27 protein-coding genes and 1 pseudogene are annotated in these 21,671 nt (G+C 64.0%); 26 read left to right on the forward strand and 2 right to left on the reverse strand.

Annotated features, from left to right (window positions below):
* From rplP to QOC76_RS04885, 12 genes and pseudogenes are all read left to right on the forward strand, one after another.
* Positions 1-417, forward strand: coding sequence for a 50S ribosomal protein L16 (gene rplP / locus QOC76_RS04830; protein ID WP_526354744.1), 417 nt, complete (start codon positions 1-3; stop codon positions 415-417).
* The gene (gene rpmC / locus QOC76_RS04835) at positions 417-650 is read left to right on the forward strand and encodes a 50S ribosomal protein L29 (RefSeq protein ID WP_526354746.1); all 234 of its coding nucleotides are present in this window, start codon (positions 417-419) and stop codon (positions 648-650) included. The genes rplP and rpmC overlap by 1 nt, the downstream gene beginning before the upstream one ends.
* Entirely contained in the window at positions 650-952 is a 303-nt protein-coding gene (gene rpsQ / locus QOC76_RS04840; RefSeq protein WP_526354748.1) for a 30S ribosomal protein S17, read from the forward strand. The genes rpmC and rpsQ overlap by 1 nt, the downstream gene beginning before the upstream one ends.
* A gap of 209 nt (positions 953-1,161) precedes the next feature.
* Positions 1,162-1,620, forward strand: a pseudogene (locus QOC76_RS04845) (ABC transporter); the annotation flags it as partial.
* A 272-nt stretch (positions 1,621-1,892) separates the two neighbouring features.
* Positions 1,893-3,491, forward strand: coding sequence for a ferritin family protein (locus QOC76_RS04850; RefSeq protein ID WP_526354750.1), 1,599 nt, complete (start codon positions 1,893-1,895; stop codon positions 3,489-3,491).
* A 9-nt stretch (positions 3,492-3,500) separates the two neighbouring features.
* Positions 3,501-4,664: a ferritin family protein gene (locus tag QOC76_RS04855; protein WP_526354752.1), complete on the forward strand. Its 1,164-nt coding sequence runs from the start codon at positions 3,501-3,503 to the stop codon at positions 4,662-4,664.
* Positions 4,661-5,086: an MmoB/DmpM family protein gene (locus QOC76_RS04860; protein ID WP_526354754.1), complete on the forward strand. Its 426-nt coding sequence runs from the start codon at positions 4,661-4,663 to the stop codon at positions 5,084-5,086. Before QOC76_RS04855 ends, QOC76_RS04860 begins: the two co-directional genes overlap by 4 nt.
* Positions 5,083-6,108: an FAD-binding oxidoreductase gene (locus QOC76_RS04865; RefSeq protein ID WP_526354756.1), complete on the forward strand. Its 1,026-nt coding sequence runs from the start codon at positions 5,083-5,085 to the stop codon at positions 6,106-6,108. The genes QOC76_RS04860 and QOC76_RS04865 overlap by 4 nt, the downstream gene beginning before the upstream one ends.
* Positions 6,105-6,659: a methane monooxygenase gene (locus QOC76_RS04870; RefSeq protein WP_526354758.1), complete on the forward strand. Its 555-nt coding sequence runs from the start codon at positions 6,105-6,107 to the stop codon at positions 6,657-6,659. Before QOC76_RS04865 ends, QOC76_RS04870 begins: the two co-directional genes overlap by 4 nt.
* A gap of 45 nt (positions 6,660-6,704) precedes the next feature.
* Positions 6,705-8,273 (forward strand): sodium:solute symporter family protein, encoded by a 1,569-nt coding sequence (locus QOC76_RS04875; protein WP_526354760.1) that lies wholly within the window; start codon positions 6,705-6,707, stop codon positions 8,271-8,273.
* Between the two features lie 27 nt (positions 8,274-8,300).
* A complete protein-coding gene (locus QOC76_RS04880) occupies positions 8,301-8,639 on the forward strand; it encodes a hypothetical protein (RefSeq protein WP_526354762.1) in 339 nt (112 codons plus the stop codon).
* A complete protein-coding gene (locus QOC76_RS04885) occupies positions 8,636-9,955 on the forward strand; it encodes an LLM class flavin-dependent oxidoreductase (protein WP_526354764.1) in 1,320 nt (439 codons plus the stop codon). The genes QOC76_RS04880 and QOC76_RS04885 overlap by 4 nt, the downstream gene beginning before the upstream one ends.
* Here QOC76_RS04885 and zwf read toward each other — a convergent pair.
* A complete protein-coding gene (zwf, locus tag QOC76_RS04890; RefSeq protein WP_526354766.1) occupies positions 9,952-11,460 on the reverse strand; it encodes a glucose-6-phosphate dehydrogenase in 1,509 nt (502 codons plus the stop codon). The two genes, QOC76_RS04885 and zwf, sit on opposite strands and share 4 nt — an antisense overlap.
* 229 nt (positions 11,461-11,689) lie before the next feature.
* Here zwf and QOC76_RS04895 point away from each other — a divergent pair, with 229 nt between their 5' ends.
* The 13 genes from QOC76_RS04895 to rplO all read left to right on the forward strand — a co-directional run bounded on the left by QOC76_RS04895 (position 11,690) and on the right by rplO (position 20,199).
* Positions 11,690-14,041, forward strand: coding sequence for an arylsulfatase (locus QOC76_RS04895; protein WP_526354768.1), 2,352 nt, complete (start codon positions 11,690-11,692; stop codon positions 14,039-14,041).
* 10 nt (positions 14,042-14,051) lie between these two features.
* The gene (locus QOC76_RS04900) at positions 14,052-14,747 is read left to right on the forward strand and encodes a hypothetical protein (RefSeq protein ID WP_526354770.1); all 696 of its coding nucleotides are present in this window, start codon (positions 14,052-14,054) and stop codon (positions 14,745-14,747) included.
* 4 nt (positions 14,748-14,751) lie between these two features.
* Positions 14,752-15,636, forward strand: coding sequence for a formylglycine-generating enzyme family protein (locus QOC76_RS04905; RefSeq protein WP_526354772.1), 885 nt, complete (start codon positions 14,752-14,754; stop codon positions 15,634-15,636).
* A 296-nt stretch (positions 15,637-15,932) separates the two neighbouring features.
* Positions 15,933-16,301 carry a 50S ribosomal protein L14 gene (gene rplN, locus QOC76_RS04910; RefSeq protein ID WP_526354774.1) on the forward strand — a complete coding sequence of 123 codons (369 nt, stop codon included), beginning with the start codon at positions 15,933-15,935 and terminating at the stop codon, positions 16,299-16,301.
* Complete coding sequence (gene rplX, locus QOC76_RS04915) at positions 16,302-16,619, forward strand: 50S ribosomal protein L24 (RefSeq protein WP_526354776.1); 318 nt, start codon at positions 16,302-16,304, stop codon at positions 16,617-16,619.
* Between the two features lies 1 nt (position 16,620).
* The gene (gene rplE / locus QOC76_RS04920; protein WP_526354778.1) at positions 16,621-17,193 is read left to right on the forward strand and encodes a 50S ribosomal protein L5; all 573 of its coding nucleotides are present in this window, start codon (positions 16,621-16,623) and stop codon (positions 17,191-17,193) included.
* Between the two features lie 4 nt (positions 17,194-17,197).
* On the forward strand, positions 17,198-17,383 hold the full coding sequence (locus QOC76_RS04925; protein WP_011558444.1) for a type Z 30S ribosomal protein S14: 186 nt from the start codon (positions 17,198-17,200) through the stop codon (positions 17,381-17,383).
* Positions 17,384-17,479: 96 nt separating this feature from the next.
* On the forward strand, positions 17,480-17,878 hold the full coding sequence (gene rpsH / locus QOC76_RS04930) for a 30S ribosomal protein S8 (protein ID WP_526354781.1): 399 nt from the start codon (positions 17,480-17,482) through the stop codon (positions 17,876-17,878).
* Between the two features lie 12 nt (positions 17,879-17,890).
* Positions 17,891-18,430: a 50S ribosomal protein L6 gene (rplF, locus tag QOC76_RS04935; RefSeq protein ID WP_526354783.1), complete on the forward strand. Its 540-nt coding sequence runs from the start codon at positions 17,891-17,893 to the stop codon at positions 18,428-18,430.
* A gap of 2 nt (positions 18,431-18,432) precedes the next feature.
* Positions 18,433-18,840, forward strand: a complete 408-nt coding sequence (gene rplR, locus QOC76_RS04940; RefSeq protein ID WP_526354785.1) for a 50S ribosomal protein L18 — start codon at positions 18,433-18,435, stop codon at positions 18,838-18,840.
* A gap of 37 nt (positions 18,841-18,877) precedes the next feature.
* Positions 18,878-19,561 carry a 30S ribosomal protein S5 gene (gene rpsE, locus QOC76_RS04945; protein ID WP_526354787.1) on the forward strand — a complete coding sequence of 228 codons (684 nt, stop codon included), beginning with the start codon at positions 18,878-18,880 and terminating at the stop codon, positions 19,559-19,561.
* A gap of 2 nt (positions 19,562-19,563) precedes the next feature.
* A complete protein-coding gene (rpmD, locus tag QOC76_RS04950; protein ID WP_526354789.1) occupies positions 19,564-19,752 on the forward strand; it encodes a 50S ribosomal protein L30 in 189 nt (62 codons plus the stop codon).
* A gap of 3 nt (positions 19,753-19,755) precedes the next feature.
* The gene (rplO, locus tag QOC76_RS04955) at positions 19,756-20,199 is read left to right on the forward strand and encodes a 50S ribosomal protein L15 (RefSeq protein WP_526354791.1); all 444 of its coding nucleotides are present in this window, start codon (positions 19,756-19,758) and stop codon (positions 20,197-20,199) included.
* 59 nt (positions 20,200-20,258) lie between these two features.
* Here the strand turns inward: rplO and QOC76_RS04960 are convergent, their stop codons facing one another.
* Positions 20,259-21,185: an LLM class flavin-dependent oxidoreductase gene (locus QOC76_RS04960; RefSeq protein ID WP_526354793.1), complete on the reverse strand. Its 927-nt coding sequence runs from the start codon at positions 21,183-21,185 to the stop codon at positions 20,259-20,261.
* A 44-nt stretch (positions 21,186-21,229) separates the two neighbouring features.
* Here QOC76_RS04960 and QOC76_RS04965 point away from each other — a divergent pair, with 44 nt between their 5' ends.
* Positions 21,230-21,580 carry a nuclear transport factor 2 family protein gene (locus tag QOC76_RS04965; protein ID WP_526354795.1) on the forward strand — a complete coding sequence of 117 codons (351 nt, stop codon included), beginning with the start codon at positions 21,230-21,232 and terminating at the stop codon, positions 21,578-21,580.
* Positions 21,581-21,671 lie beyond the last annotated feature (91 nt).

Consider the following 21,671-nt stretch of genomic DNA (forward strand, 5'->3'; position numbering starts at 1 on the left):
ATGTTGATTCCCCGTAAGGTCAAGCACCGCAAGCAGCATCACCCGCGGCAACGCGGCATCGCCAGCGGCGGTACTTCGGTGAGCTTCGGCGACTACGGCATCCAGGCACTGGAGCACGCCTACGTCACCAACCGGCAGATCGAGTCCGCCCGTATTGCGATCAACCGGCACATCAAGCGTGGCGGCAAGGTGTGGATCAACATCTTCCCCGACCGTCCGCTGACCAAGAAGCCGGCCGAAACCCGCATGGGCTCCGGCAAGGGTTCGCCGGAGTGGTGGATCTCCAACGTCAAGCCGGGCCGGGTCTTGTTCGAGTTGAGCTACCCGGACGAGAAGGTCGCCAGGGAAGCTCTGACCCGTGCGATCCACAAGCTGCCGATCAAGGCACGCATCGTTACCCGAGAGGAGCAGTTCTGATGGCAGTGGGAGTGACGCCGGGCGAGCTGCGTGAGCTGACCGACGACGACCTGAAGGACAAGCTGCGCGAGTCCAAGGAAGAGTTGTTCAATCTGCGCTTCCAGATGGCGACCGGCCAGCTGGCCAACAACCGCCGGCTGCGGGTCGTCCGTCAAGAGATCGCGCGCGTGTACACCGTGCTGCGCGAACGTGAGCTGGGTCTGGCTTCCGGACCCGTTGGTGAGGAATCGTAATGGCAGACAAGGCAACAAAGGGTCCGGCGTACACGCCGCGCACCGAGAAGCCGCGCGCGCGTCGCAAGACCCGCATCGGCTACGTGGTGAGCGACAAGATGCAGAAGACCATCGTGGTCGAGCTCGAGGACCGGGTGAAGCACCCGCTCTACGGCAAGATCATCCGCACCACCACCAAGGTGAAGGCGCACGACGAGAACGGCATTGCCGGCATCGGCGACCGGGTGTCTCTGATGGAGACGCGTCCGCTGTCGGCCACCAAGCGCTGGCGGCTCGTCGAGATCCTCGAGAAGGCCAAGTAGTAGCTATCTGCGCGAGCAGACTGACAATCCCCCGACACGTCTGGTGTTCGGGGGATTGTTATTTATAGAGCAAGCACGCGCCGGCAAATCCCTTCAATGGGGAAGACCTTTCACGGACTGACAAACCAGCCCGACGCCGACGCGGACGGCCAATCCGACGCGGAGAAATGACGACGCGGAGAAATGACGACGCCGATGTCTGACCACCGCACGCCCTCGCAGCGGTTCTGCGTCCGAACCAGAATGCGCTGAGCGATCGCAGTGCGGTCGAGCGCAGCATTGCGGCCACCTTCTCCACCGAACGCAAGATCGCCCGGTATCTCGACGGCCTCGACCTGCCGGAGAGCTCTGTGATCGTCGACACCGTGTACGGCTTCGCCGTTGTGGCCGCCTCGACCAAGCCGAAAACCTTTGTGGTGCCGTCGGACTCAGACTTCACGGCGTTGCTCAACGATCCCACCGAGACCGGTGTCGAATACCTGTTGGCCGTGCCACCGAAGGGATGGGGCGTTTCGGATGCGCTCAACGTGCGCTATCCGACGTTGTTCGACACGGGCGCCGACATCGCCACACTGGAACTCGAGATCCCCAACGACGGAGACAGCCAGCCGACGTGGCGCCTGTACCGGGTGGCGGAACCGGTGGCGGGAGAAATCGGCTCACCCTGATTGCAAGAGGCTGAAGGTGAGCGATAAGTGGGAAACGCCATTTGCCCCAGCGAGTTTCGCCGGATCGTTCTCCTGGCTTGTTGACGCTCGACGCGACGGTCGAAGCGCGGAATTGCACGACATGTGCTAATAGCGCGCGCGAACCCGATTCTGCAACAACGTATTCCATCGGTCTTCGTTCGATTCAGCGCGAGCCAAACAATTAACGGCCGCGCTCACGGCGCCTACCATTCCCCTTTGGTCTGCCCGCCGCCGATGAACAAGGAGACTCGATGGCCCCCGTTCCGCGCGGCTATACCCAGAGCGAGATCAAGGTAGGCGCCCAGGATGTGCACCGCTGGATCCAGGACATGGGGTGGGAGGTTCCGGGGGGTCGGTCGAAGTATCCGACGAAGTACCAGTTCGACGGAGGTACCAGGGAGCAGTTCAAGCTGATCGTCGGCGAGTACTGTCGGATGGAGACGGAGAAGGACGACCGCCAGTACGGCTCCCTGCTCGACAGTCTCGCTCGGCTTCAGGCCGGCAGCCGGATCGAACCGCGGTGGGCCGAGTCGATGAAGTTCGTCAGTTCTTTCCTCGAGCTGGGGGAGTACGCGTCGATCGGCGGCTCGGCCGTGCTGCTGGACGCCGTGAAATCACCCGAGCAACGCAATGGGTACCTCGCGCAGGTCGAGGACGAAGTGCGCCACACGAACCAGCTTGGCTATCTGAAGAAGTACTTCGCTTCCCAGTACTACGATCCGGCCGGATTCACCGGTGCCCGCGGTCACCGTCATGGCAACCCGCTGTTCGGAAACAACCGCCAACAGGCATGCGAGACCTTCGTTTCCGGCGATCCGGTGCTGATCTCGCTCAACCTCCAGATGGTTGCCGAGGCGTGCTTCACGAACCCGCTCGTGGTCGCAATGACCGAGTGGGCCGCCGCGAACGGTGATGAGGTCACCCCGACCGTGTTTCTCTCGATTCAGTCCGACGAGCTGCGTCACATGGCCAATGGCTACCAGACGATCGTCTCGGTCATCGAGAACGACCACAACATGCAGTACCTGCAGACCGACCTCGAGAACGCCTTCTGGATCCAGCACCGCGGATTCAGTTCGATGGTCGGACGGGCCTTCGAGTATGGCGCGGTCAACCGCGCCGAACCGTGGGCGCAGACCTGGAACGACTGGGTAATCGAGGACTGGGGCGGCATCTGGATGGGCAGGTTCTCGAAGTTCGGTTTGGACTCACCGAGAAACCTGGCCGATGCGAGCCGCGACGCGTATTGGGCCCACCACGACTCCTTCGGCATCGCCTATGCCCTGTGGCCGTTCCTCGGCTACCGCCTCGAGCTGCCGAACGACACCGACAAGGAATGGTTCGAGAGGCACTACCCGGGCTGGTACACCTCGATCGGATCCACCTTCGACAGGTGGCGGGAGATCGGTGTCGAGGATCCGGGCAATCGCACGAGCCCGGTTGAGCACCTCATCGAGCTCGGCAAGGTCCTGCATATCTGCCGTGTCTGTCAGTCGCCGCTCTTGAGCCTGCGCAAAACCGAAGAGCATGACGTGCAGCGGAACTCGTCCATCACCACTCGAATCATCTCCTACGGCGGTCGCAAGCACGCATTGTGCTCGGACTGGTGCGAGCGGATGTATCTGCAGGAGCCGGAACGCTACACCGGTCAGAACTTCCTGGAGATCTTCGACGGGTGGGAATTGTCCGAAATCGTCCGCGCCACAGGTGGTGTGCGCAGCGACGGGAAAACCCTGGTATCGCAACCCCATTTGAACAGCGAACGACTCTGGACGCTTGACGATCTCGCCGGCTGCGGCGTGACGGTTCGTGATCCGCATGTCGCAGGCGTCAGCTTCGAGAAGGTCTGAGACACCGACGTGTCCACTTCCTACCGTCGAAGTCTGCTGAACCCGGAGCACGACCAAGAGCGTGAACCGCTCGAAACTCAGCGCACCGCCGTTCATTTCGCCAACCCGTACCGCAGAAGAATCTCGGAATACGAGCAGGTGCTGCTCTACGCCCAGCCCAACCCCGACTGGATCCGTGGCGGCATCGGCGTAGGAGGGTGGACCACTCGATTTCCCGGTGGACGGGGCGCGTGGGAGAACTACTTCACCGAAGCCCGATGCACCGACTGGTTCGCCTTCAGGGATCCTGAGGGTCGCTGGCAGAGGCCGTATGTCGCCGAGAAGGCCGATCAGTGGCGCACCACCGGCCGGCTGTTCTCCACCTTCTCCAGCCACGCCCTGCACCGGGGCGCCGACTCCACCTGGATAGAAACCGTCATCGGTGAGCAGCTTGGTGCACTCGTGCTGCATGACTACGGACTCTTCATGGCGCTGACCTCTCCGGTGCGTGACAGCCTCGTCGACACCCTGCGGGTGGCGATCGTCAACTGGGCGTTGGATTACCTTGACAGCGCCCAGCAGATCCAGGCCGAGAAGGTATTCCTGGGCCAGGTCGTCTCCGAGTCGCTCGCCCTGCTGGATCCGGCGAAGCAGCGATGGCTCAACGATCCGGCGTTCGCAGGCGCCAGAGGATTCGTCGAGCATCTCTGGCGCGACGGCTATGACCACATCGAAGTAGTCTTCGCCCTCGCGTTGATCTATGAACCGCTCTTCGGACGCTTTGTTCGCCAGGAGTACTTCTACCGGCTTGCGCCGCTGCACGGTGACCACCTAACCCAACAGATTCTTTGGCCGTCACTACGCTCCGCCGAAGCCGCCAACACCTGGACGCGTGAACTTTTCGACCGGATCCTCGGCGCGGATGCCGAATTCGGCACCTACAACCACCAACTGATGGCGTGGTGGTCCCATCGATGGCTGCCTCGCGCAGTCGACGCGATCGCAGACATCTCGGCGCTGTTCGCGTCGACAGAGCTGTTGCGAAAGAGCCAGACGGAAACGCCTCGACAGCTCTTCGGAGAACTGGCGAACGACTGGGTCCGCGACGTCGCTCCCATATGGGGATCGGACTTCACGACGGAAAGCCTTCTCCGTCTCTATGACAACCGCCTATCCCGCGGAGGCTTGGGATGACGGAAATCCCTGTCACCGCCCAGAACTCACACCAGGCGGACGTGGACCGACGTATCTCGCGGGTGGACGCGCAGCAGTCGCGCGCCAACCTGTTCAGTGAGAACGGCGTGGTCGAGAGCCGTCGCGTGGTGCTGACCCTCACCAAGGCCGATGAGATCGAGGCGACCGTGGAGTGGCTCGCCGAACGGTACGCCGACGAGCCGAGTTTCACGATCCAGGACAGCGGAACCTACTACCGGATCGACTGCCTCGAAGGTTTCGAGATCGACGCCGAGGAGATAGCGGAACTCCTTGGCCGGCCCTTCTCCGTCTACGACCTCTTGGTGAACGTTTCCACCACGATCGGCCGGGCCTATGTGAACGGCGAGATATTCGCCATCACCACCGATCTCATCGGCTGGGAGCGCGAGGTGCCCCGATGACCGAGTACAAGGTCGCGCTGACATTCGAGGGAGCCGACCGCGTCGACATCGCCTGCCGAGGTGACGAGGACGTCATCACTGCCGCTCTGAGACAGGGGTACCTACTCCTGAGCGACTGCCGCGAGGGCAGTTGTTCCACGTGCCGCGGGTTCCTGGTGGACGGCGACTATGACCAGTTGCTCACCCACAGCCCCCACGCCCTCACCGAAGCCGAGGAGGACGACGGCCTGATCCTCGCCTGCCGCCTTCAGCCGGCGAGCGACCTGGAGATCGACTTCGACTACCCAGCCGACCGCGTCGGGCGTTACGAGGAGGGCACGCGAACCGGGCAGATCGTGGAGGCCGAGCGCCTGTCGGAAACCGTCGCCCGGATCGTCGTTCGCACCAACGCGGCTCAGGATCCACTCGATTGGGATCCCGGCCAATACGTTCAGGTCACTTTGCCTGCGCTCGGGGTCACCCGCGCCTACTCGATGTCAAAACCCGCAGACGGAAGCCGTCAACTGGAGTTCTTGATCCGACTACTGGCGGATGGCAAGTTCTCCGGTCATGTCGCCGCCGGGCTGGCGAAGGGTGAGCCGGTCCGGGTGCGAGGACCTCACGGTCAGTTCATCTTTCGCGGCGATCCGAAACCGGTGTTCATCGCCGGCGGGACGGGCGTCGCGCCGATCCTCGCGATTCTGCGGTCGTTGGCGCAGACCGCGCCCGACACCGAGGCAGGGGTGGTTTTCGGCGTTGGTACCGAAGCCGAACTGTTCGGCGTAGACGAGCTCTCCGAGCTGAGGCGTGTCCTGCCGAATCTCGACGTGGTGATCACCGTTGAGCGCCCGACATCGTCCTGGTCGGGTGCCGTCGGGCGAGTGACCGATCACCTCGGCGCCGACGACCCCGCTAAGTCTTATTACCTCTGCGGGCCATCGGGGATGGCCAGCGCCGCCGAGGAACTCCTCGCAGCCGACGGAGTGGCCCGTGACCGCATCCATATCGAACGGTTTCTCGAGACCGGAGAAGACCAGTCATGACGCGAAATAGCAACGCCTCCGCGGGTGCAACGCCGCGGACCGAATACCCGCCGTTCGGAAACCAGGCGTTGCGCCACGAGTGGACCGATCGCCTGGCACAGCTCTCGACACTCGATTCGGCACTCGCGCTTCTGCTCGATTGGCGACGCAGCCGTGAAGTCAACGTCCTCGAAGAGGCGGACTTCCTGTGGATCGAGGCGCGCATCGAAGACCGGGTCGCAGTCCTCCGATTCGCCGAACTGTCAGGCGAGTACATCGATACGACGGCACTCACCGGCGTTCCGATCTCGCAGGTCTGCGACACTGCACTGGCCGACGCGAGGGCGGCCGCCGACGTCCCGACACTCGAGACGGTCGTGAACGCCTTCCGTCGCAACTTCAAGCCGCCGGTGATTCCCACTGTGCCGTTCATGCGCACCGAGACCGAGCTTGCCGAACTGCTGATGCTGCGCCGCTCCAAAGGGTGGTACGACGAGCCGCTTGACGAATTGCGACGCCGCCGCGCGGCCGTCCTGGTCCTCGAAGGAGCAGCAGGCGAACACGACAAGTAGACCCGGAACCAACCCACTTCCTCACTCGTACCAAGGAGACCGATCATGCCCAACCTCGAATTCATCCAGCAATCAGGCGCATTGGGATATGCGCTTCTCTTCGGCCCGGGAATCGTGCTGCTGCTCATCGCCCTTGCCGTCAAGGGAGCCGTCAAGACGACGCACAACTTCGTGATCTCCGGGCGGCTTCTCGGCTTCGGATTCGGTGTCGCGTCGCTCATCTCGGTGTGGACGTGGTCGATGGCGGTGATGCTGTCGTCCGCGCAGGCCTACACCTGGGGCACTTCAGGACTGGTCTGGTTCATCGTGCCCAACGGGCTCGCCGTGATCATCATGGTGCCGTTCGCCCTCAAACTTCGCCAGAAGATGCCTTCCGGCTATACCCTCGCGGAGTTCATTCGCGCACGGTTCCGGAACGGAATCAGCAGTGTGGCGACGCTGATCTTTCTGATCGGTGCTCTGCTCGGCGTCATCATGATCAACCTCGCCGGACTGGTACTGGTCATGAACAAGATCTTCGGCCTCACCCCGGTCAGCATCGTCATCACCGGCATCATCGTCGTCACCGTGTATTCCTACTTCGGTGGGCTGACCACATCCGCCGTGACCGGAACCTTGAACACTCTCCTTCTCGGTGTCGGGTCCTCGGTGGTCGTGCTCTACGCCTTGGCCAAGGCGGGCGGCGCAGAACTGGTGTTCAATGAGGTCCACGCTCTCGGTGACCAGCACCTGAACCCCTTCAACCCGGTCACCGCCGCGAGCTTCGGCCTCGCGTTGGCTCTCGGACTACTCACGAATGTCATTGCCGACCAGTCATTCTGGCAGCGCGTATGGGCAATCAGGCCCAAGGATCTCGGCCGCAGCTTCCTGTGGGCAGGCGTGTGGTTCTACCCGATTCCTCTGGCGCTGGGCCTGCTTGGCTTCATCGGTGTCGCCTACGGCGTGACGCCCGAACAGCTGGGTTCGCTGGGGGCAGGTGCGATCGGCCCACACGTCATCGCCAGCCTCGGCCTGCCGATATTCATCATCGCCCTTTACACCCTTGTGGTCGTCAACGCGTGCTTCGCGGCCATCGACGGGGCACTGTCCGGCGTGACCTCGCTGGTCGCTGTCGACATCGTCCATCGCTACTGGCCTCAGGTGTCTGAGCGCAAGCTGCTCACCATCACCAAGACCAGCATGATCGTCGCGGCCGTAGTCGCCGGTGGTGTGGTGCTGACAGGTATCGACTACGTGAATCTCGTTACGACGGTGTACTTCTACGGCACAAGCCTTCTGATTCCGGTGACGCTCAGCATCTTCTGGTCGCGGATGACCGGAACAGGGTACGTCGCGGGTGTGCTCGCGGGCATAGTCGTCGGTGGTCCTCTGCGCGAGACGCTCGGGCCCACGTACGGACCGCTCTTCGGAATCATCGGGTTGATCGCTGCGTCGGCAATCGTCTCGGTGGTCGTCAGCCTGCGCGCCGACACCCAGTTCGACTTCGGCAGCTTGGCGGAAGGCAAGGCGGCGCTTCTGGAACGTGGAAACGGTGCGGCGCCGAAGAAACAAGCCGCGACGCCCGAGGCACTCGATGCCGACGACGCACGCAGCGAGCCCGCCGGACAGCAGTAATACCCAGAACAGTAGAAAGGCACTCTCGTGGTCATCTTTTACATCGGCGCAACCATCGGCTTGGTTCTCGCCGTCCTCTATCTGATCGTCGGCGCCCTCAGCTTTCTCCGGATCCGGCGAGAGTTGGTGGCAGGCAACAGTGTGGTTCTGGGGGAAGAGACAGACTCCTCCGAGATCGCCCTTGTGCCCGGCTTCACATGGAAGGCGACCTTGGCCGTCCTGACGTCGTTCGTCTTACTGGTCATCGCTTCCTACAGCGGCGTGTTCTGGTACGTGCTCGCGTTGAGCGGACTCGGTACAGCAGCGGCGGTAATCGTTGCCTTCGTTCTCGAGCTGCGTGGCGACCGCACCGGGACCGCCGCGTGACCAAGAAAAAGGCGCACCTTCTGGGTTTCGTTCAGCACGGTGTGATGAACCACGCGTCGACGATGTGGGCGCATCCGCGCGACAAGGTCGGCTATCACTGGTCGCGGCCGGAGTATTGGCGCGATCTCGGCGGGATCATGGAGCGTGGCCTGTTCGACGCGATGTTCATCGCCGACGAGTTGGCCCCGTACACCACCTATAAGGGCAACTCGGATCCGGTCGTGAAGTATGCCGGACAGTGTCCGGTGCACGAGCCCGCAACTCTGGTGCCGATCATCGGGGCGTTCACCAAACACCTCGGGATCGGCATCACGCTGTCGACATCGTTTGTGCCGCCGTACATGATGGCCCGCCACCTGTCCTCGCTCGACCACCTGACCAACGGCCGGGTCGGCTGGAACATTGTGACGTCGTACTCCAAGAGCGAGTTCCAGGCGATGGGCAAGGACAACCTCACGCCTCGGGACAAGCGTTACGAAGTGGTCGAGGAGTACATGCAACTGCTGTACCAGCTGTGGGACTCCTGGGATGACGACGCGATCGTCTACGACCGCGAGAATGGGATCTTCGCCGATCCCTCGAAGGTGCGCGAAGTCGACTTCCAAGGCGAGTTCTTCAAGTCGAAGGGGCGCCACTTCGTCGCACCGTCACCGCAGAAGCGGCCGGTGCTGTGGCAGGCCGGCTCCTCGGATCAGGGCCGCGATTTCGCCTCCAAACACGCGGAATCCGTGTTCGGCATCTTCCCTACCCCCAAGAGCATGCGGGCCTATGCCGACGACATCCGCACCCGAGCCGACGACCACGGACGCGATCCCGATTCGGTGAAGCTGATCTACGGTCTGCAGACCATCATCGATCGGGACAAATCCCGCGCGAACGACAAGTACGCCGAGTTCGTCGAGAAGGTGCAGATCGAGAGCGCACTGGGAATCCTTTCTGGCCATACGGGATTCGACTTCTCCACACTCGGCCTAGACGACAACGTCGTCGATGCGGACGTGCAGGGTATCCGCGGTCTGTTCGACGCCATCCTGGAGGCCAAGGACGGCGCACCGGTGACCGTCCGTGAGGCCGCGCAGATCTATGGAGTCTCGATGGGCGCGCCGGTCGCGGTTGGCACACCCTTGGACGTCGCCGACCAGATGGAGCAGTACCTCGACGACGGCGGCTGCAACGGCTTCATGTTGCTTGCCACCGATACGCCCGGCTGCTTCAACGACGTGACCGAGCTGCTGGTGCCCGAACTTCAGCGGCGCGGACGGTACCGGACGCGCTATCCCGGAACGACTTTGCGGGAAAGCCTGCAGGAGTATTAGCAGTCGTCGTGTCTGGCTTCGCGCCAGGCCCGCTCGAACGGCAGCCGCCATGCGTTGGGCGCGATCAGCTGGTGAATCGCGTTGGGCCCCCACGTGCCCTGCGGGTACGACTTGACCGCCGGCGGGTCGGACAGCAGGCTCTCCGAACGCTCCCACAGCGACTCGATGCCCTCCGCGGTGGTGAACAGTGTGTGATCGCCGCGCATCGCGTCGAGGATCAGGCGCTCGTAGGCCTCGAGCACGTCGTTCATGGTGTCGGTCTCTTGAGTCGAGAACTGCATCGAGAGCTTGTCGAGCTTCATCCCGGGTCCTGGGCGCTTGCCGTAGAAGGACAGCGACACCTTGGAGTTGTCGGCGAGATCGAAGGTGAGGTGGTCGGGGCCTTGGGAACCGACGCCCGAGCCCGACGGGAACATGGACCGCGGCGCCTCTTTGAACGCAATGGAGATGACGCGAATGCCCTCGGCCATACGCTTTCCCGTGCGGAGGTAGATCGGTACCCCGGCCCAACGCCAGTTGTCGATACCCACCTTGAGCGCGATGAACGTCTCGGTATCGGAATCGCGGGCGACACCTTTATTCTTGCGGTACCCCACGTACTGCCCTCGGACAACTTTGGCCGGGTCGACAGGCAACATCGAGCGGAACACCTTGTTCTTCTCTTCGCTGATGGCGCGGGGTTCGAGTGCCGTCGGCGGCTCCATCACGACGAACGCCATCACCTGGAAAAGGTGGGTGACCACCATGTCCTTGTAGGCGCCGGTGCTCTCGTAGAAGTTGGCCCGTTCGTCCAGCCCCAGGGTCTCCGGGATGTCGATCTGGATATGGTCGATGAAGTTGCGGTTCCAGATCGGCTCGAACAGACCGTTGGCGAACCTGAAGGCCAGGATGTTCTGCGCGGCCTCCTTGCCGAGAAAGTGGTCGATGCGGAAGATCTGACTTTCGTCAAACGTCTCGTGGACGAAGTCGTTGAGTTCGACGGCGCTCTCCAAGTCGGTGCCGAACGGCTTCTCCATGACGACCCGCGATCGCTCCACCAGCTTCGCGTCACGCAGCATGGTGATGACCGCGCGGGCGGCTTTCGGCGGTACCGACAGATAGTGGAGACGGCGGACGTCCGGCCCCAGCTTTTCCTCGGCTTCCTCGACGGCGGCTGCAAGTGCCTCGGGACCCGTGCTCTGAGGGACGTAGGTGACCCTCTCGGCGAACCGGGCCCACTGTTCCTCGGTGAGCTTGTGCGTTCCGAAGTCGTCGATTGCCTCTTTGGCGACTTCGAGGAACTCGTCTCGGGAAATCTCCTCCAGCGACGTCGCGACGATCTCGATGTTGGGTGCGAGTTCGGACTGGCCGAGATAGGCGAGCCCGGGAATCAATTTCCGTCTCGCAAGGTCACCGGTCGCGCCGAACAACACGACGACGTGCGGATCGACCGCGAAGTCGTCGTTACGGCGTGCGCGCGCGCCCGGCCCCGGGTAGGAGATCGTCTGCGGTTTGCTTGTCGCCACGCTCGGCATCCTTCCACCGCCGGATTCTTCACGCACGCTTTGCCGCCCTCCGCCACCGCGCAGTCACAAGCCAGACAACCTATCGTTACCCCTGATCGGCGCCGGCCAATCGTCTCGTGCCTGGTACTGCCACCGCCGTCAATTTCTCAGCAACCCAATATGCAACCGGTGTACTCTCCGGGCGGTTGGGGACCACGCGGCGACGCACCTACCGGGACGAGGCTGTGCCATGGCAACCGAATTCAACGGCAAAATCGAGCTGGACATCCGCGATTCCGAGCCGGACTGGGGGCCCTACGCCGCACCCACCGCACCCGAAGGCTCGCCCAACATCCTCTATCTCGTGTGGGACGACACCGGCATCGCGACCTGGGATTGCTTCGGTGGCCTGGTGGAGATGCCGACGATGAGCCGCATCGCTGAACGCGGTGTGCGGCTCTCGCAGTTCCACACCACTGCGCTGTGCTCGCCGACGCGCGCCTCGCTGCTGACCGGACGCAACGCCACCACCGTCGGCATGGCCACCATCGAGGAGTTCACCGACGGGTTCCCCAACTGTAACGGCCGCATCCCGGCGGACACCGCGCTGCTGTCAGAGGTGTTGAACGAGCGGGGCTACAACACCTACTGCGTCGGCAAATGGCATCTGACACCGTTGGAAGAGTCGAATCTCGCTGCCACCCGGCGTCATTGGCCGCTGTCTCGCGGGTTCGAGAGGTTCTACGGCTTCATGGGCGGCGAGACCGACCAGTGGTACCCGGACCTGGTATACGACAACCATCAGGTCGCACCGCCGGCGACGCCGGAAGAGGGCTATCACCTGTCGAAGGACCTCGCCGACAAGACAATCGAGTTCATCCGCGACGCCAAGGTGATCGCCCCCGACAAGCCGTGGTTCAGCTATGTCTGTCCCGGTGCCGGGCATGCCCCACACCACGTCTTCAAGGAGTGGGCGGACAAGTACGCAGGCAAGTTCGACATGGGTTACGAGCGCTACCGCGAGATCGTGCTCGAGAACCAGAAGAAGCTCGGCATCGTGCCGCCCGACACCGAATTGTCGCCTGTCAACCCGTATCTCGACGTCAAGGGTCCCAATGGAGAAGCGTGGCCATATCAGGACACGGTGCGGCCGTGGGAGGGACTCAACGACGAGGAGAAGCGCCTCTTCAGCCGGATGGCAGAGGTGTTCGCCGGATTCCTGTCCTACACCGACGCCCAGATCGGGCGCGTCCTGGACTATCTCGAGGAGTCCGGGCAATTGGACGACACGATCATCGTGGTGATCTCCGACAACGGCGCCAGCGGTGAGGGCGGCCCGAACGGGTCGGTCAACGAGGTGAAGTTCTTCAACGGCTACATCGACACGGCCGAGGACGGCATGGCCTACATCGACCACCTCGGCGGACCGGAGACCTACAACCACTATCCGATCGGCTGGGCGATGGCGTTCAACACGCCCTACAAGCTGTTCAAGCGCTACGCCTCGCATGAGGGCGGCATCGCCGACACCGCAATCGTCAGCTGGCCCAACGGAATCAAGGCGCACGGCGAGGTACGCGACAATTACGTCAACGTCTGCGACATCACCCCGACAGTTTACGACCTGCTCGGTATCACCCCGCCCGCAGAAGTCGGCGGTATCGCACAGAAGCCGCTCGACGGCGTGAGTTTCAAAGCCGCCCTGGACAATCCGTCCGTCGAGACCGGCAAAGACACCCAGTTCTACACGATGCTCGGCACCCGGGGCATCTGGCACAAGGGCTGGTTCGCCAACACCGTTCACGCCGCCACCCCGGCGGGCTGGTCTCACTTCGAGCAGGACCGGTGGGAGCTGTACAACATCGAGGCGGACCGCAGTCAGTGTCATGACCTCGCCGCCGACGAACCGGACAAACTCGACGAGATGAAGAAGCTCTGGTTCGACGAGGCCGCGAAGTACAACGGGCTTCCGCTGGCCGATCTCAACATCTTCGAGACGATGACGCGCTTTCGGCCGTATCTCGTCGCCGACCGGAAGAACTTCACGTACTACCCGGACAACTCCGACGTCGGCCTCGGCGCGGCACCGGAGCTGCGAGGCCAGTCGTTCTCCGTGCTGGCCGAGGTCACCGTCGACACGCCCGGCGCGGAGGGAGTGCTCTACAAGCAGGGCGCGGGGCACGGCGGCCACGTGTTGTTCGTCCAGGACGGCCGGTTGCACTACATCTACAACTTCATGGGGGAGGACGAGCAGAAGTTGTCCGCGCCTGACCCGCTGCCGTTGGGCGATCATGTCTTCGGTGTGCGCTATGACCGCACCGGCACGGTTGAAGGCAGTCATACGCCGCTGGGCGACGTCTCGCTCTACGTCGACGGTGCCCCGGTGGCGACGATGCCGGGAGTGCGCACCCACCCCGCGAGCTTCGGCCTTTCGGGCGGCGGCGTGGCCGTCGGACGCAACACCGGCCAGGCAGTGTCGAGCAGCTACAAAGCCCCATACCCGTTTACCGGTGGGACCATCGCCAAGGTCGTCGTCGACATCTCGGGCACGCCCTACCTGGACGTCGAACGGGAATTGGCGCAAGCCTTCTCAAAAGACTGATGATGTTCCGGTGAAGCGGTTCGGTCGCGCGACGTGGGTCCTGCTGACTCTGGTCGCTGTGCTGGTCTCGGCGTGCGTGCGGACCGACGAAGGCGTGGCGATCCGTGGCGAGGATGCCGCGACGTCCACCAGCGCGCGACCTCAACCCACAAAGCCGACGGAGGATGCCGGGCCTCCGGCACCCGGCGTCGTTGTCACAACGCAAACGCCGATTCCGGCGAACACCGTCAGCTGCCCGGAACCGGTCAAACCTGCCGTCTCGGCCGTCGCGCAGGTCACCGATCCGGCCGCTCCCAAGATCACCGTGGCTGTCCCCGACGGCTGGTCGGTGCGGCCGGGCTCCGGTGACGTCGGCCTCCGCATGCAGGGACCCGACGGCATGTTCGCGACGGTGACCATCGGGCAGACGAAGCTCGATCCCGCTGCGGCGTTCATGGAATACGCCGACAAGGTGATGGCCGTGTCCGCGGTCAGCAGCGTGAGCGTGCTGCCCGCCGAACTGTGCGGGTACAGCGGACAAAAGCTGATGGGCGCGTGGTCGGACACGCCGCAACAGTCGGTCGAGTTCCTCGATCGGATTGCACACATACCGACGAACTCGAACAACTATCTGGTCGCCATCCACGTGCAGGCACCGGCCGCCACCGACGGATTCGAAGCAGCATCAACGGTGCTCATCGAGGACTTCGCCGTCGGCATACCCTGAAGTCATGCTCACTGAGCTCGTCGAGGTGCCCGGCGGGTCGTTTCGGATGGGCTCGACGAGCTTCTATCCGGAAGAGGCGCCGATACACACGGTGCAGATGGCCGGGTTCGCGATCGAACGGCATCCGGTCACCAACGCGCAGTTCGCCGAGTTCGTCGACGAGACGGGCCATGTCACCGTCGCCGAGCGCGACATCGATCCGGTGTTGTATCCGGAGGCGAATCCGGCCGATCTGGTGCCGGGCGCACTGGTGTTCTCGCCGACGTCCGGGCCGGTGGATCTGCGGGACTGGCGGCAGTGGTGGGAATGGACACCCGGCGCCAGTTGGCGTCATCCCTTCGGTCCCGACAGTGGCATCGAAACCCTTGCCGATCATCCGGTCGTGCAGGTGGCCTATCCCGACGCGGCCGCTTACGCGCGCTGGGCGGGGCGCCACCTGCCGAGCGAGGCCGAATGGGAGTACGCGGCGCGCGGCGGCAGCAGTGCGACGTACGCGTGGGGCGCCGAGGCGGCGCCGGACGGGCGGCTGATGGCCAACACCTGGCAGGGCCGGTTCCCGTACCGGAATCTCGGTGCACTGGGGTGGACGGGCACGTCGCCGGTCGGGACGTTTCCGCCGAACGGCTACGGCCTCGCCGACATGATCGGCAACGTCTGGGAGTGGACGACGACGGAATTCGCCGGCCACCACCGGCTGGATGCTCCGGCCCATGGATGTTGTCCGGCGAGTGATGAGGGCGACCCCTCGGTCAGCCAGGCGCTCAAGGGGGGCTCACATCTGTGCGCGCCGGAATACTGCCACCGCTACCGGCCGGCTGCACGCTCGCCGCAGTCACAGGACAGCGCGACCACGCATATCGGATTCCGTTGCGTGGCTGATATCGCCTGACGGCAGACGCGCATCGTCGATCGGCGCCGAGCGTGCACGCAACGACGACTTCCTGCGGCGTGTCGTGTACAGACACGCCCCCTCGCGAGGGGGAGGTGGCCCAGTTCGGGGAGTGGGGTGACTGCTGACCAGGGGTGATTTGGCGCATCGCCGGTCGTCGCCTAGAATTCACTGGTTGCCTTGGGCAGACCTCGGCCAGCCGTCCCGGCAGGCCCTGCGTGCTCTTCGGTGACGCAAGACCGCGCACGTCAGGTCGGTATCTGCCGTGCAAACATAAACCAGGTCGAGGAGATCGAGTGATTCAGCAGGAATCGCGGGTGAAGGTCGCCGACAACACGGGCGCCAAGGAGATCTTGTGCATCCGTGTGCTCGGTGGCTCGGCGCGGCGCTATGCCGGCATCGGCGACATCATCGTCGCCACCGTGAAGGACGCCATCCCCGGCGGCAACATCAAGCGCGGCGAGGTGGTCAAGGCCGTCATCGTGCGCACCGTCAAGGAGCGCCGTCGCGCTGATGGCAGCTACATCAAGTTCGACGAGAACGCCGCTGTCATCATCAAGCCGGACAACGATCCGCGCGGCACGCGCATCTTCGGCCCGGTCGGCCGCGAACTGCGCGAGAAGCGCTTCATGAAAATCGTTTCGCTCGCTCCGGAGGTGTTGTAGATGAAGGTCCACAAGGGCGACACGGTGCTAGTCGTCTCCGGCAAGGACAAGGGCGCGAAAGGCAAGGTGCTGCAGGCCTTTCCGACCCGCAACAAGATCCTCGTCGAAGGCGTCAACCGCATCAAGAAGCACACCCCGATATCCCGCACCGAGCGCGGTGCGTCCTCGGGCGGCATCGTCACCCAGGAAGCGGCGATTCACGTGTCCAACGTGATGGTGGTCGACTCCGACGGCAAGCCGACCCGCATCGGCTACCGGAAAGACGAAGAGAGCGGCAAGAACGTCCGCATCGCCAAGACCAACGGCAAGGACATCTGAGATGACCACGGCTGAGAAGACAGAAAAGACGCTGCCCCGCCTGAAGCAGCGCTACCGCGAGGAAATTCGCGAAGCGCTGCAGAAGGAATTCAGCTACGCCAACGTGATGCAGATTCCGGGCGTGGTGAAGGTCGTCGTGAACATGGGCGTCGGCGACGCCGCCCGTGACGCCAAGCTGATCAACGGCGCCGTCAACGATCTGGCGCTGATCACCGGCCAGAAGCCCGAGGTGCGCAAGGCGACGAAGTCGATCGCTCAGTTCAAGCTGCGCGAGGGCATGCCGATCGGCGCCCGCGTGACGCTGCGGGGCGACCGCATGTGGGAGTTCCTGGACCGGCTGATCTCGATTGCGCTGCCGCGTATCCGTGACTTCCGCGGACTGGGGCCCAAGCAATTCGACGGCCGCGGCAACTACACCTTCGGGCTGTCCGAGCAATCGGTGTTCCACGAGATCGACGTGGACTCCATCGACCGGCCCCGTGGCATGGACATCACCGTCGTCACCACGGCGACGAACGACGACGAAGGACGAGCGCTGTTGCGGGCCCTCGGCTTTCCGTTCAAGGAGAACTGAACAGATGGCAAAGAAGGCTCTGGTCAACAAGGCCAATAAGAAGCCCAAGTTCAAGGTGCGCGGCTACACCCGCTGCCAAAGGTGCGGTCGTCCGCATGCGGTCTTCCGCAAGTTCGGCCTCTGCCGCATCTGCCTGCGCGAAATGGCACACGCCGGCGAACTGCCGGGTGTGCAGAAGTCCAGCTGGTAGCAGCGAAATAGACCACAACATCGGAACAGGTTGCGGCAGGCCCACTCCAAAATCTTTGGGGCTGGGAACCGCCGCGAGGAAGGTGAACCGGCTGTCATGACCATGACGGACCCGATCGCAGACTTCTTGACACGTCTGCGCAACGCCAATTCGGCGTACCACGACGAGGTGTCCCTGCCGCACAGCAAGATCAAGGCGAACATCGCCTCGATCCTCAAGGCGGAGGGCTACATCACCGATTTCCGCACCGAGGATGCTCGGGTGGGCAAGTCGCTGGTCGTCGAACTGAAATACGGCCCCAGCCGCGAGCGAAGCATCGCGGGCCTGCGCCGGGTGTCGAAGCCCGGTCTGCGGGTGTACGCGAAATCCACCAATCTGCCGCGGGTGCTCGGCGGCCTCGGCGTGGCGATCATCTCCACGTCCGGAGGGCTGCTCACCGACCGTCAGGCAGCACGACAAGGCGTGGGCGGCGAAGTCCTCGCGTATGTCTGGTGAGGGGGATTAGCCATGTCGCGCATTGGTAAGCAGCCGGTTCCGGTACCCACCGGAGTCGACGTGACGATCGACGGCCAGCACGTCTCGGTCACGGGGCCCAAGGGCAGCCTGAACCTGGCGGTCGCCGAGCCGATCAAGGTGGCCCGCGATGACGACGGCGCCATCGTGGTGACCCGGCCCGACGACGAGCGGCGCAACCGCTCACTGCACGGGCTGTCGCGCACCCTGGTGGCCAACCTCGTCACCGGCGTCACCGATGGTTACACCGTCAAGATGGAGATCTTCGGCGTCGGCTACCGCGTGGTGGCCAGAGGCAGCGACCTCGAATTCGCCCTGGGTTACAGCCACCCGGTGCTGATCACCGCCCCGGAGGGCGTCACCTTCGCGGTGGAGACACCGACGAAGTTCTCGATCACCGGTATCGACAAGCAGAAGGTCGGCCAGATTGCGGCCAACATCCGTCGTCTGCGGAAGAGCGACCCCTATAAGGGCAAGGGCATCCGCTACGAAGGTGAGCAGATCCGCCGCAAGGTCGGAAAGACAGGTAAGTAGCAATGGCTCAAGCCCAGAAAGCAACAGGCGCACCGAAGCAGGCCGGGCAGAGCGTGTCGGCGGCCCGCCGCACTTCGCGGCTGCGCAGGCACGCCCGGCTGCGCAAGAAGATCGAGGGGACGGCCGAGCGGCCGCGCCTGGTGGTCAACCGCTCCGCGCGGCACATCCACGTCCAGCTGGTCGACGACCTGAACGGCACAACGCTGGCCGCCGCGTCGTCCATCGAAGCCGATGTGCGCGGGGTGGACGGCGACAAGAAGGCCCACAGCACGCGGGTCGGTCAGCTGATCGCCGAGCGAGCCAAGGCCGCCGGGATCGAGACCGTCGTGTTCGACCGGGGTGGCTACACCTACGGCGGACGGCTCGCTGCGCTGGCCGACGCGGCACGCGAAGGTGGGCTGAAGTTCTAATGACGAATGACCTCAAAACAATCGGAAGGACTGCGTAATGGCCGAGCAGGCAGCAGGAGCCGCCGGGCCTTCGAGTTCGGACGGAAGGCCGGCCCGCGGTGACCGCGAGGGCCGGGGCCGTCGTGACGATCGTGGCGGTCGTCGCGACCGCGACGGCGGTGAGAAGAGTAACTACCTCGAGCGTGTCGTCACGATCAACCGCGTTTCCAAGGTGGTCAAGGGGGGGCGGCGCTTCAGCTTCACCGCGCTGGTCATCGTCGGCGACGGCAACGGCATGGTCGGTGTCGGCTACGGCAAGGCCAAGGAAGTTCCGGCCGCGATCGCCAAGGGCGTCGAGGAGGCACGCAAGGGCTTCTTCCGCGTTCCGCTGATCGGCCGCACCATCACGCACCCGGTGCAGGGTGAGGCGGCCGCTGGTGTGGTCATGCTGCGCCCGGCCAGCCCCGGCACCGGTGTGATCGCCGGTGGCGCGGCGCGTGCGGTGCTGGAATGCGCCGGCGTGCACGACATCCTGGCCAAGTCGCTGGGCAGTGACAACGCGATCAACGTGGTGCACGCCACCGTTGCCGCGCTGAAGCTGCTGCAGCGTCCCGAAGAGGTCGCGGCCCGCCGTGGCCTGCCCATCGAGGACGTGGCGCCTGCCCGCATGCTCAGGGCCCGCCGTGAGGCCGACGCGTTGGCCGCAACCGCCAACGCCGCCGCACGCGAAGGATCGGCATAGCCATGGCAGAGCTGAAGATCACCCAGGTACGCAGCACGATCGGTGCCCGGTGGAAGCAGAGGGAAAGCCTGCGTTCGTTGGGACTGCGCAAGATCCGTCAGTCGGTCGTCCGTGAGGACAACGCGCAGACCCGCGGGCTCATCAACACGGTGCACCACCTCATCAAAGTAGAAGCGGTTGAAGGCGACTAAATCATGACGATCAAACTGCACGACCTGCGCCCGGCGCCGGGGTCGAAGACCGCCAAGACCCGCGTGGGCCGCGGCGAGGGCTCCAAGGGCAAGACCGCCGGTCGCGGTACGAAGGGTACCAAGGCCCGCAAGAACGTCCCCGCGACGTTCGAGGGTGGCCAGATGCCCATTCACATGCGGCTGCCGAAGCTCAAGGGCTTCCGCAACCGGTTCCGCACCTCCTACGAGGTTGTCAATGTGGGCGACCTGAACAGGCTGTTCCCCAAGGGCGGCGACGTCGGTGTCGACGAACTGGTGGCCGCCGGTGCGGTCCGGAAGAACTCGCTGGTCAAGGTGCTCGGCGACGGCAAGCTGACCGTGAAGGTCAACGTCACCGCGCACAAGTTCAGTGGCAGCGCGAAGGAAAAGATCTCGGCCGCAGGCGGTTCGGCGACCGAGGCCTCCTAACTCCCCCGACAAGACGCAGAAGCCCCCGACACGCTAGCCGTGCGGGGGCTTTCGCGATTTCACTGCAGTTGCGGGATCACTTCGGCGGCAAGCCGTTCCATCTGCTCGCGGTCTTCGGCAACGGCAGCGCCGACCGGATTCAGCAGCACCATCTCCGCGCCCGCGTCGATCACCTCGCGAACCCCGCGCACGACGTCGTCGGGCGTACCCGAGACGGGAACATCCTCGATCCCCGGCATGTCTCCGTAGATGCGGTGCAGTCCGGCGACGACGCGCTCGCGGGCCCGTCGAGCGTCGTCATCGACGGTCAGATAGACGCGCTTGGCGATGGTGAATCGCGTTGCGTCTTTGCCTTGTATATCGAGTTCGCGACGGACGATCTTGACGGCTTCGGCGAAGGTCGCGGTCGTCGACGAGCCTGCTCCCAGAAAGTGGTCGGCGATCCGTACGCCGCGCGCAAGAGCCTTCGGCGCGGTGCCGCCGATCCACAGCGGAGGGTGTGGACGCTGTACCGGCTTGGGTTGGATCGGCAGGCCGTCGACGTCGCGGAATCGGCCGTGGAACGTCACCGTCGGCTCGTCGGACCATGCCGCCTTCATCAGCTCGATGCCCTCGGTGAAATAGCTGACAAAGGTCTCCTTCTGCACGCCGAAGGCCGCGAACGGCCTGCGTTTGCCGCCATGGCCGACGCCGACATCCAGCCGGCCGTGGCTCAGGCGGTCGACCGCGGCGATGGCCCACGCCAGCTGCAGCGGGTCATGCAGCGACGTGATGAGCACCGCTACCCCGAGGCGCAAGCGGGTCGTACACGCCGCGGCGTAGGCGAGCATGGCCAGTGGTGCGATCTGCGGCGAGTCGCCGACGACCTGCTCCATCGTCCAGCCGCCTTCGAAGCCGAGTTCTTCGGCGCGCGCGAGATAGTCCTTCACTCCGGCGTCGTCGAAGCCGTCGTAGTCCAACTGAGGGATCGATATCGAGAACCGCACACAACCACGTTAGGCGTCGAATGCAGACGTGGTGTGATTGGCCGATGGCAGGCATCGTGGAGCGCTATCTCGATGCAATCGTCTCGCACGATTGGGATGTGGTGGGCGAGTGCGTCGCCGACGACATCATCCGCGTCGGCCCGTACGGCGATCGGTTCGACGGGAAGGACGACTACCTCGCCTACATCTCCGACACGATGCCCAAGCTCGAGGGCTACTCGATGCAGCTTCACCGGGTGACCTACGTCGACGACGGGGTGGCCTTCGCCGAACTCAGCGAGACGGTTGCTGTCGGAGGCAACCCGATGCGCACGCCGGAGGTGCTCGTTTTCGAATTCGACGGTGAGCGGCGCATCTCCCGGGTCGACATCTTCATTCAGACTCTGCCGCGGTAACGCTCAGCGCGGCGGGGTGGGTTCAATGAAGAGCAGTTCTACACAGGAATTATCGGCGTCGTCAATTGTCCATTAGTGACCGCAAGCGAAT

Origin of the sequence: Mycobacterium sp. (assembly GCF_032159565.1) — a bacterium.
GTDB lineage: Bacteria > Actinomycetota > Actinomycetes > Mycobacteriales > Mycobacteriaceae > Mycobacterium.